13 protein-coding genes are annotated in these 14,976 nt (G+C 73.6%); 4 read left to right on the top strand and 9 right to left on the bottom strand.

What is annotated here, in order from left to right:
- Position 1 precedes the first annotated feature (1 nt).
- Positions 2 to 1,228, top strand: coding sequence for an FIST signal transduction protein (locus QRT03_RS28945; protein WP_286056634.1), 1,227 nt, complete (start codon positions 2 to 4; stop codon positions 1,226 to 1,228).
- On the opposite strand, the gene QRT03_RS28940 is transcribed toward QRT03_RS28945, so the two are convergent.
- Genes QRT03_RS28940 through QRT03_RS28915 form a run of 6 tightly spaced genes read right to left on the bottom strand, consistent with a single transcriptional unit; the run spans position 1,225 to position 6,538 of the window.
- Entirely contained in the window at positions 1,225 to 1,824 is a 600-nt protein-coding gene (locus QRT03_RS28940) for a YdeI/OmpD-associated family protein (RefSeq protein WP_286056633.1), read from the bottom strand. The genes QRT03_RS28945 and QRT03_RS28940 overlap by 4 nt on opposite strands.
- Complete coding sequence (gene nadD / locus QRT03_RS28935; protein WP_286056632.1) at positions 1,821 to 2,438, bottom strand: nicotinate-nucleotide adenylyltransferase; 618 nt, start codon at positions 2,436 to 2,438, stop codon at positions 1,821 to 1,823. Before nadD ends, QRT03_RS28940 begins: the two co-directional genes overlap by 4 nt.
- A gap of 12 nt (positions 2,439 to 2,450) precedes the next feature.
- Entirely contained in the window at positions 2,451 to 3,911 is a 1,461-nt protein-coding gene (locus QRT03_RS28930) for a VWA domain-containing protein (protein ID WP_286056631.1), read from the bottom strand.
- Entirely contained in the window at positions 3,911 to 4,801 is an 891-nt protein-coding gene (locus QRT03_RS28925; RefSeq protein ID WP_286056630.1) for an AAA family ATPase, read from the bottom strand. The genes QRT03_RS28930 and QRT03_RS28925 overlap by 1 nt, the downstream gene beginning before the upstream one ends.
- 58 nt (positions 4,802 to 4,859) lie before the next feature.
- Positions 4,860 to 5,888, bottom strand: coding sequence for a methyltransferase (locus QRT03_RS28920; protein ID WP_286056629.1), 1,029 nt, complete (start codon positions 5,886 to 5,888; stop codon positions 4,860 to 4,862).
- A 23-nt stretch (positions 5,889 to 5,911) separates the two neighbouring features.
- Positions 5,912 to 6,538 carry an MSMEG_1061 family FMN-dependent PPOX-type flavoprotein gene (locus tag QRT03_RS28915; RefSeq protein ID WP_286056628.1) on the bottom strand — a complete coding sequence of 209 codons (627 nt, stop codon included), beginning with the start codon at positions 6,536 to 6,538 and terminating at the stop codon, positions 5,912 to 5,914.
- 308 nt (positions 6,539 to 6,846) lie between these two features.
- Here QRT03_RS28915 and QRT03_RS28910 point away from each other — a divergent pair, with 308 nt between their 5' ends.
- The gene (locus tag QRT03_RS28910; protein ID WP_286056627.1) at positions 6,847 to 8,967 is read left to right on the top strand and encodes a RecQ family ATP-dependent DNA helicase; all 2,121 of its coding nucleotides are present in this window, start codon (positions 6,847 to 6,849) and stop codon (positions 8,965 to 8,967) included.
- Here QRT03_RS28910 and QRT03_RS28905 read toward each other — a convergent pair.
- Positions 8,964 to 10,097 (bottom strand): hypothetical protein, encoded by a 1,134-nt coding sequence (locus QRT03_RS28905; protein WP_286056626.1) that lies wholly within the window; start codon positions 10,095 to 10,097, stop codon positions 8,964 to 8,966. The two genes, QRT03_RS28910 and QRT03_RS28905, sit on opposite strands and share 4 nt — an antisense overlap.
- A 13-nt stretch (positions 10,098 to 10,110) precedes the next feature.
- Complete coding sequence (locus tag QRT03_RS28900) at positions 10,111 to 11,277, bottom strand: hypothetical protein (protein ID WP_286056625.1); 1,167 nt, start codon at positions 11,275 to 11,277, stop codon at positions 10,111 to 10,113.
- A gap of 254 nt (positions 11,278 to 11,531) precedes the next feature.
- Between QRT03_RS28900 and wsfD the strand changes: the two genes are divergently transcribed.
- On the top strand, positions 11,532 to 13,133 hold the full coding sequence (gene wsfD / locus QRT03_RS28895; RefSeq protein ID WP_286056624.1) for a glycan biosynthesis hexose transferase WsfD: 1,602 nt from the start codon (positions 11,532 to 11,534) through the stop codon (positions 13,131 to 13,133).
- Here the strand turns inward: wsfD and rpmF are convergent.
- Positions 13,100 to 13,270, bottom strand: a complete 171-nt coding sequence (gene rpmF, locus QRT03_RS28890; protein WP_286056623.1) for a 50S ribosomal protein L32 — start codon at positions 13,268 to 13,270, stop codon at positions 13,100 to 13,102. The two genes, wsfD and rpmF, sit on opposite strands and share 34 nt — an antisense overlap.
- A 158-nt stretch (positions 13,271 to 13,428) precedes the next feature.
- Between rpmF and QRT03_RS28885 the strand changes: the two genes are divergently transcribed.
- Positions 13,429 to 14,976, top strand: a complete 1,548-nt coding sequence (locus QRT03_RS28885; protein WP_286056622.1) for an alpha/beta hydrolase — start codon at positions 13,429 to 13,431, stop codon at positions 14,974 to 14,976.

Below are 14,976 nucleotides of genomic sequence, written 5' to 3'. Positions count from 1 at the left end.
CATGCACGACGCCGCGACGACCCGGACGACCGCCTTCGGCGACGGCCTCGCCCAGGGGCCCGATCTGCAGGCCGCCGCCGAGACCGCGGTGGCCGCCGCGACCGCCCCGTTGCAGGGCCGCCGTCCCGACCTGATGTCGGTGTTCGTCTCGCACCCGAATCCGGACGTCGCCGCCGACGTCGGGCGGCAGGCGATGCAGATCGCCGGGGCCACCACCACGCTCGGGTGCCGGGCGTCCGGGGTGATCGGCGACGGGCGTGGGGTGGAGGACGCGCCCGCGGTGTCGGTGTGGGCCGCCTCGCTGCCCGACGTACGGGTCACGCCGTTCCACCTGCAGGCCGCCCGGCACGAGGGCGGCATCTCGATCGGCGGCATGCCGGTGCCCGCGGACGACGACGCGGTCGCGGTGCTCCTGGCCGACCCCTTCACCTTCCCGGCGCAGGGCTTCGTCGAGCAGTCCGGCCAGGCGCTGCCGGGTCTCCCGCTGGTCGGCGGGCTCGCGACGGCGCCGGTGGGCACGTCCGCGCTCGGCCCGGCGCGGCCCGGTCCCGGCGGCGCCCGGCTCTTCCTCGACGGGGAGGTGCACGAGCGCGGCGCGGTCGGTGTGCTGCTGGGTGGCGACGTGGCCGTGCGCACGTTGGTCAGCCAGGGCTGCCGGCCGATCGGCCCGACGATGACGGTCACCGGCTCGTCGGGCTCGGAGCTGACCTCGCTCGCGGGGACGCCGGCCTACCGCAAGCTCGAGGAGATCCTGCGCGAGCTCGGCGAGGAGGACGCGCAGCTCGTCATGCGCGGCCTGCACCTGGGCATCGCGATGGACGAGTACGCCGACGTCCACGGCCGCGGCGACTTCCTCATCCGCGGCGTGATGAACGCCGACGAGGAGGCCGGGACGGTCACCGTCGGCGACGTGGTCGAGGTCGGCCGCTCCGTGCGGTTCCACGTCCGCGACGCCACGACGGCGGGCGAGGACCTCGACGCGCTCATGACGCTCGCCGCCCAGGACGCCCCGGCCGGGGGCGCCCTGCTGTTCTCGTGCACCGGGCGGGGACGGGTGATGTTCGGCGAGGACGGGTCGGCGGCCGGTGGCCCGTCGCACGACGTCCGGGCGATCCGGCGGGGCCTCGCCCCGCACGTCGCGGGGTTCTTCGCCGACGGCGAGATCGGCCCGGTCGCGTCGAAGAACCACCTGCACGGCTTCACCGCGTCGGTGCTGGCCTTCGGCTAACGCTTCTGCGGGTAGATCGTCTCGCCGCGCTCGAGCATCGCCACGTACTCGGCCACCCGCCGCGCCCGGGTCTCCGCCCGCTTCAGCTGCCCGAGGCGGTGCGTGAGCGCGAACCGGTTCTGGCTGGTCAGCGTCTCGAACATCGCGGCGGCGGCCGGCGAGGCGGCGAGGGCCGTCGCGAGGTCCTCGGGCACCGTGGCGGTCGCGGGGCCCGCGTACGCGGCGTCCCACCGGCCGTCGGTCTTCGCCCGCTCCACCTCGGCCAGCCCGGCCGCGTGCATCCGGCCCTCCTCGCTGAGCCGCGCGACGTGGGAGACGTTGCGGGTCGACCACGGCGACCGGGCCCGGCGCGGGGTGAAGCGCTGGAACGACGTCAGGTCGTCGCGGCGCTTGGCCTGCCCGTCGATCCACCCGAAGCACAGCGCCTCGTCGAGGGCCTGGGCGTAGGTCAGCGTCGTCTCCGGGTCCGCCACCGCCAGCCCGGCCTTCTTCGCCAGGACCAGCCACACCCCGACCGGGTCGTCGTGGTTCACCCCGAGCCACGCCCGCCACGCGTCGGCGTCCGCCACGACGAGTTCCGGCTGCTCGACGCTCACCCCAGGTGCTCCAGCCGCGACGGGGACCCGCCGTCGCGATAGAGCCCGCGCTTGGCGATGTACTGCACCACCCCGTCGGGGACGAGGTACCAGACCGGCTCGCCCTTCCCGACGCGCGCGCGGCAGTCGGTCGACGAGATCGCCATCGCGGGCACCTCGATCACGGTGACCGCGCCGCGCGGCAGGTGGTCCGCCACCAGCTCGAAGCCGGGTCGCGTGACGCCGACGAAGTGCGCGAGCTCGAACATCTCGTGCGCCCGGTGCCAGGAGAGGATCTGCTCCAGGGCGTCCGCGCCGGTGATGAAGTACAGCTCGTCGTCGGGGAAGATCGCGGCGAGGTCGCGCAGGGTGTCAACGGTGTAGGTCGGGCCGTCACGGTCGACGTCGACGCGGCTGACCGTGAAGCGCGGGTTCGACGCCGTCGCCACCACCGTCATCAGGTAGCGGTCCTCCGCCGCGGTGACGTCGGTCTTCGACTTCTGCCACGGCTGCCCGGTCGGCACGAACACGACCTCGTCGAGGTCGAAGCGCAGGGCGGCCTCGCTCGCGGCCACCAGGTGGCCGTGGTGGATCGGGTCGAACGTGCCGCCCATGACGCCGACGCGCATCGCCATCGCTCCCTTCGGTCACACCGGCAGCAGCCCGCCGACGACGCCGGCCAGCTGGGCCGCCGTCCGGCACTCGTGCATCGGCAGCACGCGGGCGTACTCGGGGGCGGCCGAGTCCCCGGTCCCCCACTGCCGTTGCGGCTCGGGATTCAACCAGTGCGCGTGCCGGGCCTTCCCGACGACGGCGGCGAGGACTCCCAGCCCCGGGTCCTGGTGGTTGGTCCGGGCGTCGCCGAGGACGAGCAGCGCCGTGCGCGAGGTGACCGCGTCCGGCCAGCGCTCGGCGAACCGGTCGAAGGCGCGGCCGTAGTCCGAGTGCCCGCTCCAGGCGACGAGCCCGCGCCGGGAGTGCACCTCGGTGAGGATGCCGCCGAGGTCGGCGCCCGGGGTGAACAGGTCGGTGACCTCCACGCACCCGTCGACGAAGCAGAAGATGCGGATGCGGGAGAACTGCTCGCGCAGCGCCTGGACCAGCATCATCGTGAAGTGGCTGAACCCCGCCACGGAGCCGGACACGTCGCAGAGCAGCACCAGCTCCGGGCGCCCCGGGCGGGGCCGGCGGTGCACCAGGTTCACCGGCACGCCGCCGGTGGACATCGAGCGCCGCAGCGTGCGGCGCATGTCGATCGCGCCGCGGTGGGCGCGTCGGCGTCGGGCGGCGAGCCGGGTGGCGAGGTGACGACCCAGCGGCGCGACCCGCCGTCGTAGATCGGCCAGGGTGTCCGCGCCGGCCGAGAGGAAGTCGGTCTGCTCGGCCTGGCGGCGCACCCCGGTGCGGGCGGCCGCCTCCCGGCCTCGGATCTCGCTGCCCCGCCGGGTCGTCTCGGCCTGCACCATCCGGCGGAAGTCGGCGATCCGCGCCCGGGTCTCGCGGCGGGCCACCTCCTCGGCGAACGGGCTGTCCGCCGCCTCCTCCTGACGGCGGGCACGCAGCTCCGCGAGCACGCGCGCGAGCAGCGTCTCCGGCTTCACGCGGTTGAGGGCCTGGTAGGAGGAGAAGCCCGACGGCTGGTCCGCACCACCCCGGCCCTGCCCGTCCCGCCCCTGTCCCCCGCTGCCGCCCGCAGCGGGTCCGCGGCCCGGCCCGAGCGCGCCGAGCCCGTCGACGACGGCCCGCGCCAGCTCGGCCAGCGCTGCCGTGTCACCCCCGGCGAGGAGTTCGGCCAGCAGGTCGCGCAGGGCGTCGACGTCCACGGACCCGTCGTCGGCGTAGGGCAGCGCGACCTCCCCCAGCGCCGCCCCCTGCCCCAACGGGAACCACAGCTCGAACAGCGCGTCGAAGGTCTGCCGCTGACCGCTGCGGCGCAGCAGCGCGGCGGCGAGCCCCTCGCGCAGCTGTTCGCGGCGCAACAGGTCGAGCTCGGCCATGACGGCCGCGGCGTCCACCGTCTCGCCCGGCCCGACGTCGACGTGGTGGTCGCGCAGCGCGTGCACGAAGTCGACGAGGTGGGCGGGCAGGCCCCGCTGCGGGGTGTCCATCAGTTCAACCGCAGCTCGGAGGTGGCCTTGACCAGGTCGGCCCGGTGCTTGAGCACGACGTTCAGGCTCTGCCGGACGGCGTCGTCGTCGAGCGTGTCGAGCCCGAGCGCGACGACGGTGCGGGCCCAGTCGATCGTCTCGGACACCGACGGTGCCTTGCGCAGCTCCAGCCCGCGCAGCACCCCGACGATGCGGACCAGCTCCTCCGCGAGCGCCTCGGGGAGCTGCGGGACGCGCGCCGCGACGATCCGCCGCTCGAGCTCGGCGTCGGGGAAGTCCAGGTGCAGGAACAGGCAGCGGCGCTTGAGCGCCTCGGACAGCTCCCGGGTCGCGTTCGAGGTCAGCAGCGTGAACGGGCGCTGCGTGGCGGTGATCGTGCCGAGTTCGGGCACGGTGACCTGGAAGTCGCCCAGCACCTCCAGCAGCAGCCCCTCGACCTCGACGTCGGCCTTGTCGGTCTCGTCGACCAGCAGCACGGTCGGCTCGTCGCGCCGGATGGCGGTCAGCAGCGGGCGGGTGAGCAGGAACTCCTCGGAGAAGACGTCGTCCCGGGCCTCGTCCCAGGCCTGCCCCTGGCTCGCCTGGATACGCAGCAGCTGCTTGGCGTGGTTCCACTCGTAGAGCGCCCGGGCCTCGTCGATGCCCTCGTAGCACTGCAGGCGCACCAGCCCTGAGCCCGTCGCCTCGGCGACCGCCCGCGCCAGTTCGGTCTTCCCGACGCCGGCCGGGCCCTCGACCAGCAACGGCTTGCCGAGGCGGTCGGCCAGGAAGACGGTCGTCGCCACGGCCGTCGACGCGAGGTACCCGACGCCGGCCAGCCTCGAGACGACGTCGTCGACGGAGTCGAAGAGGGTCGTCCGTCCGGTCGAGTCGCTGCCCACGGCCCGCATCCTGCCCGTTGATCGTCGGCTTGTCCCGGGATGTGGTGGCGGCGGTCGGGGCCGGGGCTCAGGCGGGAGCGGCCTCCAGCACGCTGAACGCCGCCGGTGCCGGCAGCGGGTCGACCGCGACGAGGTCGAACCCGGCGGCGCCGAACAGCCCCCGGAACTCCTCCTCCGTCCGCTCCCGTCCCCCGACGTTGACCAGCATGTTCAGGTCCGACAGGTAGATGTTCGGGTGCATCGAACCGTCGACCGACGCGGGCAGGACGGGTTCCACGACGAACACCCGCCCGTGGTCGGGCACCACCTTCCGGACGTGGCCCAGGATCGTGACCACGGTGTCGTCGTCCCAGTCGTGGACGATCGACTTCAGCAGGTAGGCGTCGCTGCCGGAGGGCACGGCCGTGAAGAAGTCCCCCGTGACCACCTCGACGCGGCCCGGGAAGTCGGCGACGGCGGCGGTCGACTCCGCCGACCCGGCCGCGGAGTCGAACAGGACGCCGCGCAGGTGCGGATGGCCGGCCAGGATCGCGGCGAGCAGGGTGCCGTCCCCGCCGCCGACGTCGGTGAGCGAGCCGAACCGCCCCAGGTCGACCGCGCCGGGCAGCACGGCGGCAACCGCGGCACTCGCCTGGCGCATCGAGGCGTTGAAGGTGCGGGAGAGGTGGGGGTGCGCGGCGAGGTGGGCGAAGAAATCGGTGCCGAAGACGTCGTCGAAGGTGGTCCGGCCGCTGCGCACGCTGTCGTCGAGCCGGGCCCACGCGGCGACCATGGCCGGGTCGAGGAACATCTCGACGAAGGCGGCCATCGACCCCGGCCGGTCGCTGCGCAGCAGGGCCCCTCGCTCGGTGAGTGCAAACACCCCGGAGCCCGTCTCGGCCGCCAGCCCGTGCGCCGCGAGGGCCCGCAGGAGCCGCAGCGTCGCCGCCGGGTCGGCCCCGAGGTCGGCGGCCACGTCGGCGGCCGGGCGCCCCCCGTCGTCGAGCCGGTCGGGTAGGCCCAGCCGGACCGCTGCAGCCAGCGCCTGGGCGGCCATGTGGCCGAACACCAGCCCCGAGATGGCGCGGCGGTCCTCGACGGTCGCCCCGTCGGTCATGGTCGGTCTCCTCGTCGGTCTGGTCAGTACTTCGTGAAGCGGTTGCCGACGCGCAGCGCGGCGTCGATGACGCCGGCGGGCACCTTCATCCCGAACTGGCTGCGGGCCATGCGACCGGCCGACGGGACGTCGGCCGGGTCGGGCCAGCTCTGCGGGTCCCACAGCGTCGAGCGCAGGAACGCCTTCGCGCAGTGCAGGAAGAGCTCCTCCACCGTCACGACGACGGCCAGGTCGGGCACCGAGCGCCCGACCGCCAGCCGGTGGGCGAACGGCGGGTCGCGGACGATCTGCGCGGTGCCGTTGACGCGCAGGGTGTCGTTGCTGCCCGGGACCAGGAACAGCATCCCGACCTGCGGACGCTCGAGGACGTTGCGCAGCGAGTCGAGGCGCCGGTTCCCCTTGCGGTCGCCGAAGGCGATGCGCCGCCCGTCCTCCAGGACGATCACCGAGCCCGGTGGGTCGCCGCGGGGTGAGACGTCGACGGAACCGTCCGCACCCGTCGTCGAGAAGAGGAAGAAGGGCGAGGCGGCGAGGAACCGTGCGGACTCCTCGTCGACGTGGTCGATCGCCTTGTCCGCGACGGCGCGCGGGGGTTCGGCGACGACCTCGCGCAGCGCGGCCTCGTCGGTGATCACGGTCCAGTCGTCCACGGCGCCTCCCGTCTAAGTAAGGGGAGCCTAACCTCACTCGGCCGGAGGTCAACACCCTTATGCGAACGCGCGCTGAGCGCCTGGACGACGAGGGTCCGGCGCGAGTGCGACATGACGCAGGTCCCGGGGCGGCAGGTCCTGCGTGGTGTCGCACTCGGCACGTGTTGGGCGGCGGTCCGCTCGCCGAGAGGTACAGGAGGCACGTTCCGCCGCCTCGGAACGTGCCTGGTGTGCTTCTCGGTGACCCGGGTCCGGCGGATCCACCCGGTGCGGCCCACGGTGTCGGACTCCTGTGCTTTCGTGGAGCCATGACCGTCGCGACCGACCTGCGAGCCGACGCCGAGGCCACCCTGCAGCGCCTCGCCGGGCCGGATGCCGTCCTGCGTGAGGACCAGTGGCGGGCGATCGAGGCGCTGGTCGCGCACGGGCGGCGCGCGCTGGTGGTGCAGCGCACCGGGTGGGGCAAGTCCGCGGTCTACTTCGTGGCCACGGCGTTGCTGCGCGCCCGCGGGAAGGGGCCGACGGTGATCGTCAGCCCGCTGCTCGCGCTGATGCGCAACCAGATCGAGGCCGCCGAGCGCGCCGGTATCCGCGCGGTGACGGTGAACTCCGCCAACACGGACGACTGGGGCGCGGTCTACGGCGAGGTCCGCGCCGGTCAGGTCGACGTGCTGCTGGTCAGCCCGGAGCGGCTGAACAACCCGGAGTTCCGTGATCAGGTGCTCCCCGAGCTCTCGCGCACCGCCGGGCTCCTGGTGGTCGACGAGGCCCACTGCATCTCCGACTGGGGGCACGACTTCCGGCCCGACTACCGCCGCCTGCGCACCCTGATCTCTGAGCTGCCCGAGGGCGTGCCCGTCCTCGCCACCACGGCGACGGCGAACGACCGCGTGACCACCGACGTCGCCGACCAGCTCGGGGTGGCGGGCGACGGCGACGGCGCGCTCGTCCTGCGGGGCGAGCTCGACCGGGAGTCCCTGCGCCTCGGTGTCCTGCCGCTGCCGAAGGGCGCCGACCGGTTCGCCTGGCTCGCGCAGCACCTGGACGAGCTGCCGGGGTCGGGGATCATCTACACGCTCACGGTCAGCGCGGCCGACGAGCTGGCGGCGTTCCTGCGCGAGCGCGGCCACGCGGTCGCGGCCTACACCGGCAAGACCGACCCGGCCGACCGCGAGCGGGCGGAGGACGACCTGCTGGCCAACCGGGTCAAGGCCCTGGTCGCCACGAGCGCGCTCGGCATGGGGTTCGACAAGCCCGACCTCGGGTTCGTGGTGCACCTCGGCGCCCCGCAGTCGCCGGTGGCGTACTACCAGCAGATCGGGCGTGCCGGCCGTGGCGTCGAGCGCGCCGAGGTGCTGCTGCTCCCCGGCCCGGAGGACCGCGACATCTGGGCCTACTTCGCCTCGCTCGCCTTCCCCGGCGAGCCGCAGGTGCGGGTGGCGCTGTCGGTGCTCGGCGATGCGGGCCGCCCGATGTCGACCGCCGCGCTCGAGCCGCGCGTCGAGCTGTCGCGCGGGCGCCTGGAGATGATGCTCAAGGTCCTCGACACCGACGGGGCGGTGAAGCGGGTCAAGGGCGGCTGGGAGGCCACGGGGCAGCCCTGGGAGTACGACGGCGCCCGCTACACCGGCCTCGCGAAGGCCCGCCGCGCCGAGCAGCAGGCGATGCTGGACTACATCGCCACCGACGGCTGCCGCATGGAGTTCCTGCGCCGCCAGCTCGACGATCCGGGCGCCGCGCCGTGCGGACGCTGCGACAACTGCACCGGGAAGCACTACGACCCGACCGTCGGCGAGGACGTCCGGGGGCAGGCCCAGGAGGTGCTCGACCGTCCGGGCGTGCCGCTCGCGCCGCGCAAGCAGTGGCCGAGCGGGATGGACGCCCTCGACGTGCCGCTCAAGGGCAAGATCAAGCCCGAGGAGGCCATGGAGGAGGGCCGGGCGATCGGGCGGCTCACCGACGTCGGGTGGGGTCCGCGCCTGCGTCCGCTGCTGCGCTCCGACGATCTCGTGCCCGACGCCGTGGTCGACGCGGCCGTCGAGGTCCTCAAGGGGTGGGGCTGGTCGGAGCGGCCGTCCGGGATCGTGTGGCTGCCGAGCCGAACTCGGCCCGCTCTCGTGGAGAGCTTCGCCCAGCGCATCGCCTCGATCGGCCGGCTCCCGCTCCTCGGGGCGCTCGCCGACAGTGCGCCGCCGGTCTACTCCGACCCCGAGGACGACAGCGAGCCCGAGCCGCCGAACTCCGCCCAGCGGCTCGCCGAGGTGTACCGGCGGCTGTCCGTCCCGAGCGGCGTGGACCCGTCGTCCGGGCCGGTGCTGCTGATCGACGACGTGTCGGACTCCGGGTGGACGCTCACCGTCGCCGCGATGCTCCTGCGCCGTGCGGGTGCGCCGGCCGTGCTGCCGTTCACGCTGACGACCACGAACTAGGTAGCCCGGAGTTCTATAGCTGCGGCACGGTCGATCTCACCGGCGAGGTCGAGGCTCCACGGCTCCTCGATCCGTGCGATGAGCTCGGACCACTCGGGAAGGCGATCGTGGCGCTGGACCAGCACGGAATGCGCCAGGGTCCCGGTTCTGAGGAGGCACGGCAGGTTGATGTGCCGGAGCGCCAGAGGCCCGCTCGTGGTGTAGGCGGTAGCGAGAGTTCTTCCCAGCGAGCCGGCCGCCGTCAGAGCGTGACCGGCGAGCAGCATCTCGTCCCGCAGTGCGCGCTCCTCGGGCTCCAAGGCGGGTGTGCCTCGTTCATGAAGAGCCCGCGAGTGGGCGTGGACCCGAACGATCGTCTCGACTGCGAGCACCGGCAGTGGCTGCAGAGCGAGGGTCCGCATCGTGAGGCCCGGAGCGCCATCACGCCTTCCCATGTAGACGTAGCGGGCGAACTTCTGAGCGTCCTCCCAAGGAAGTTCATTCAGGAACGTCCACCCCGGGATCGGCAGACTCCGATCACTGAACACGTCCGACGCGAGGTGCTTGCACCAGAGGATCAGAGCTTCGGCCGTCGACTCGACACCACCGGTGACCGGAATCGATTCCCGAAGAGGAGCGTCCCCGCTCCAACGACGCCCCTCGAAACAGCCGCTCTTGATCTGACGTAGTGCGGAGACAGGGCGCAGGATGTCGTGCCCCGAACTCCGCACTCGGTGGTTCGGCCCGCCGAAGCCCTTGCCCATGAAATCGATCGGCAGCTTGGCCTCACGCTCCCAGCGTTTGATCAGGTCGGTGTCGCCCAGCTTCTTCATGCGCTCGCGCACGAAGCCGTCGATCGGTGCGTCGAACCAGGCCGCAGCGAAGCCGACAGCACCGGCCAGACCTGCGACGGCCAGGTCCTCCCGCGCCCACGGGAGGCGACCTCGGCCAGGGAGAGGTAGGTGACCCTCCCAGTCCCGCTCCGCTCGAAGCGTGCGCGTCGCCTCGACCACCTCCTCGTAGGAGGACGTCTCGACATGTGGGGAGAGATCGATCGCTTCACCGGCCAAGGCTGCATCAACGGCGGCCTCGATCTCGGCGAGTCTGCGGCGCTGCGCATCGAGAACCATAGCGGCGTCGTCGTAGCCCATATCTCGCTCCGCCTCAGCCGGCGAACCGTCGCTGCAGACGCCGGATCGCGGCCCTGAGAGCAACGACCAACAGCTGCAGCTCACTCCGGAGTGTCCGACTCTCGGCCCTATGCCGGCCGTTCCGCTCGAGCTTCTCCTCAGCCTCGAACAGCTCCGGCGAAGGAGCCTCTTCGGGGCCCTTCGACTGCCGAAGACGCGCGACCTCGCTCTCGAGTTCCCGCTTCTCCTCCTCCAGTTGACGCACTCGCTCGGCGAGCAGGCTCACCTTCGACCGAACCTCGACGAGCTTCTCCTCCATCACGAGGACGACCCGCCGGAGAGCCTCGTCATCGGTCCGCTCGTGTTCGAAGAGGAGCCGGGCCAGGAGTTCGGTCCGAACCACGTCCTGCACGGGCGACTGAGTCGGACATCCGGCGACGCGCATGCCGCCGGCACCCAGTCCGGCTCCGAGCAGGCCACCTGCGCTCGCGACGAAGGCCGCACCGCCCGCCATCCCGAACCCTCCGACTGCCAGAGAGCCGCCCCCGAGGGCCGCGAGACCGGCAGAGGTTGCCGCAGCCCCGCTGAGGCCCATGGCTCCGCCGAGCGCGGCACCGACCATTGGTGCCGCGTACCCCATGGTCACGGCGCCGAGCACGACGCCTGCGGCACCCGCTGCGGCAACGCGTCCCCACGGGATCTGCTCCCGCTTCATCGTCCGGAGGAGCTTGCCGAGCTCGTGTTCAATCGCCTCGACGTCTGCCTGCCCCGCGTCGTCCAGCTCAGAGGCAACATCCTGTAGGACGCGGATGCGTGCGGCGGGCACCCAAGCGAGGCCGTCCGGCCATGGCGAGCTCGTAGCGAGCGCGACCAGAACGCAGAGCGCGTCTTCGCGCCCCTTGATGTGGGCAGAGGCCGTCCGACCGCTTCGGGCCAGCACCTCACGCGCCTCGATCGTCGTGCGCTCTCGCAGGCTCTCTGTCAGCTCGAGACGCCAACTCGAGGCTCCTGGAGGGGCAACCGCGAGGATCGATGCCAACCGGTCAGCGGTCTCATCGCGTGTGTCCAGCTTCTTCGCACGCCGCTCGACAGCCCGTTCTGCTTCGACGTCCTTCGTCATCAGCCGAAGTTGCAGGAGTTCGACGATGGCGAGGTCATCGCCGTCCAAGCTGGGCGTGAAGTCGTCTGGATCGTCGTGCATGCAGAGCCCCCGATCTCGTTGTCGATTCCCTTCTCGCTCATCGACGTATCTACGTTGCGGTCGGCGCAGAAGCTTCACCCGTTCGGCCAATTCGGGACGGGTCTGCCGGGGCCACTCCGACGTGGATGTCCCTCCAGGTACTGCGACCGTCGACCAGGAGAACCTTCCGGGGCTGCACGGAGCTCCGTCTGGCACTCTGACCGCGTCCACGTCGCCTGGGTCGTCGTCGCCCCCGGAGGACCACCGGGAGAACGATGACCGCAACCGTGCCGGCGGAGCACGTCCCCGTCCCGCCGGTGCTGACGACCGAGGCCTCGCGCCCCTCCGCGGTCGCCGCACGCGTGCTGCTGGCCGCCTCCGTCGCGCTCCTGCTCGCGGGCGGCCTGGTCCTGCGGCTCGGCCTGGTGGGCGGCGACGCGATCGGGGCGGCGGACAACGGCGATGCCGGCCGGCTGTACTGCGTCGCGCACCTCGTGCCGGACACGACCGACCGCACCGCGCCGGGTCACGGCGTCGCGATCACCGAGTACCGCACCGGCGGCCCGGGCTGCTCGCGCGACACCGCGATCACCTCGGCCGGTCTCGTGCTGCAGGCGACCGTCGCCGTCGCGACGGCGCTCGACCCGACGCCCGCGGCGCCGGACGGCTCCACGCGCTTCTCCCTCGAGTGGCTCGGAGCCGCCTACGTCGCCCTGCTGGTCGTGGGCGCCGGCGCCGCGGCGTTCACGGCCACGCAGGGTCGTCGCCTCGGGCGCAGCGTCCCCGCCCTGCTCCTCGTGATCGGCGTCCCGGCGGCGCCGCTCCTCGTCGTGCCGTGGTGGTCGCGCTTCCTGGTCTCCTCGTTCAGCGAGGCCGCGGGGCTCGTCGGGATCGTGTGGACGGCGTGGGGCCTGCTCGCCCTGGCCCTCACCCGCCCGACCGCGCGCGGCACCCGCGTGATCGGGCTCGGGCTCGTCGCGATCGGCGGCATCGTGGCCGTCACCGCGAAGCCGGGCTTCCTGCCCGTCGGCCTCGCCGCCGTCGTCGCGTGCCTGCTGGTCACGGTCGGGACGACGCCCTGGCGGCGCCGTGTCCCCGGGGTCCTGGCCGCGGTGCTCGTCGTGGGGATCTCCGCAGCGCCGGTGCTCGGCGGGCTGCGGGCGCAGAACGCGTCGTACGCCTGGGTCAACGCCCACAACCTCGCGTTCACCGCGGTGCTCCCGGAAGCCGGGCCGTCGGCGACCGGGCCCCTCGGGCTCCACCCGGACGCCTGGGGGCAGTCCGGCCAGCACTTCTACCTCGACGGCGGGCGCAGCGTGCGGGACTGGCAGGCGACGGTCGGCGACCGGTCCGACGAGTTGCGGACGGACGCCTTGCGCTTCGTGGCCAGGCACCCGGTGGTGCTCGCCCGGATGGTGCACCGCGGTCTCGTGGCCACCCTGCGTCCACAGATCCCGTACCTGGCCTCCGCCACGGGCGGTGCGCGCACCGTCGACGGGACCGTCGCGGACGCGCCGCCGGTGCCTGAGGGGTCCCAGACGATGGGTCCGATGTTCGTCTACCTCGACGGCCTACCCGGTCGGTGGGTGCCGCCGACGGTCGTCGCCCTGGCGCTGCTCGCCGGGGCCTCGACCCTCGTCCCCGCAGCACGGCGGCGCCTCCCACCGACCGCGGTGGGGCTCGCGCGCGTCTCGTCGCTGCTCGCGGTCACCGGCGTCGGCGTCGTCGTCGTGGCGGTGCTGGGCGACGGGTACTGCGAGCTCGCGAAGCACGTGTGGCTCGGGTCGTACGCGCTCGTCCTCACCGGAGGGGTGCTGACGGCGGCCGTGGTGGCGACGGCGGGTCAGTCCTCCGGCCGCAACACCCCGCGCTGGTAGGCCCGCACCAGCGGCCGCGGCACGCGGATCACGCGGCCGTCCACCGTGATCGGCACGAGGTCCGGCGCCGCGGCCTTCCACTGCGATCGACGGGACCGGGTGTTCGCCCGCGACATCTTCCGCTTCGGGACAGCCATGAGCAAATGATAACCGTTACCGACAAGGCCTCCGTCTCGCGGGGGAGGTGGCGCCGCGATCATTCCGCCCCACGCCGGAGGTGCACGCGCTCCGCGCTCGGCAGCCTCGTGATCACACCCGCGGACCGACCGGCCCGCGGCAACGCGAGGAGGACTCGATGCCCCGCCCCCGCCGGCTCCCGGCCCTCGGTGCGATCGCCGCGGTCGTCCTGTTCCTGGCCGCCTGCGCGGCGCCGCCGGCGGCCGGCGGTGCGGGCAGCCCGGGCACCGCCCCGATCCGCTGGGCTCCCTGCCCCGACCTCCCGGGCGTGGAGTGCGGCAGCCTCGAGGTGCCGCTGGACCGCGCCGACCCGGCCGGGGGGACGGTGACACTCGCCGCCGCCCGCCTGCCCGCGCGCGATCCCGAGCACCGCATCGGGAGCGTCGTCCTGCACCGCGGCGGACCCGGGTACGGCACGGTGGACTACCTCGGCCTGGTCGCGGCCGGCACCCTCCCTGCGCCCGTCGACGACGCGGTGCGCGACCGGTACGACGTGGTCGCGGTCGACCAGCGCGGCACCGGCCGCAGCGGCCCCCGCATCGACTGCGGCGGACGCGTCACCGATCCGGTCGCCTACCCCGACTCCCACTCCGCACTCACCGACCGCGTCGCCCGCGACGACCGGGTCCGCGCCCGGTGCGCCGCGGGCAGCGGCGGCGCACTCGCCCACGTCTCGACCGTCGACGCCGCCCGCGACCTCGACGAGGTCCGGGCCTCCCTCGGCGAGGAGCGGCTCGACCTGGTCGGGCAGTCCTACGGCACCTTCCTCGCGGTCGTGTACGCGGATCTCTTCCCGGACCGCGTCGGCCGCTTCGTCCTCGACAGCGTGATCGACGCCCCGGGTCGGGCGGCGGCGGGACGATCCACGATGAGCGCGCGCACCCGCCCCGACGTCGGCACGGAGGAGACCCTCACGGAGTTCCTCGACGCGTGCCGGGCGGGCGGTCCCCGGTGCGCGTTCGGCGGCAGCGACCCGGCCGGGGCCCTCGACCGCCTGCTCGCCCGCCTGCCGGCGACCGTCGGCGCGAAGGACCCGCGCGTCCTCACCGCTCCCGACGTCGTCGGGCAGATCGGCGCCCTGCTCTATCAGCCGAGCACCTGGCGGAGCACCCTCGCGCCGTTCCTGGGCGCCGTCGAGCAGGCCCTGACGGACCCGCGGGGTGCGGTCGGCGACGCGGTGGCCACGGGTGTCGCTGTCCGCGCCGCCGGTGATCCCACGGCCGAGGCGGTGATGAGCGCGTTCGCCGCGGTCACCTGCTCGGAGACCGCGGGTCCGGGGACCGCCGACGAGTACGCGGCCTCCGTGGACGACCGGACCGCGATGGCGCCCCGCTTCGCGGCACTGCGCGCCGAGGAGACCCTGCTCTGCCTCGGTTGGCCCGCCCGGGCGGCCGCCCCGCTCCCCCGGCTCGACGCTCCGATCCGCACCTCCGGCCGGGTCCTGCTGGTCAACGACCGCTCCGATCCGGCCACGCCGCTGCCGGGCGCCCGGGCCACGCAGCGTCTCCTGCCGGGCAGCTCGCTGCTCGTCGTGGACGGCCCGGGACACGTCGCCGCGCAGCAGTCGCGGTGCAGCGTGACCGCCACGAGCGGCTTCCTGGTCGACGGGGACCTCCCCGCGGACGGCACCGTCTGCCCGCCCGACCGTGCCCCCTTCGCCCCATGA

Source organism: Actinomycetospora termitidis, assembly GCF_030286555.1.
In the GTDB taxonomy this organism is placed as follows: Bacteria; Actinomycetota; Actinomycetes; order Mycobacteriales; family Pseudonocardiaceae; genus Actinomycetospora; species Actinomycetospora termitidis.
This window is presented reverse-complemented; position numbering and strand designations above follow the sequence as displayed.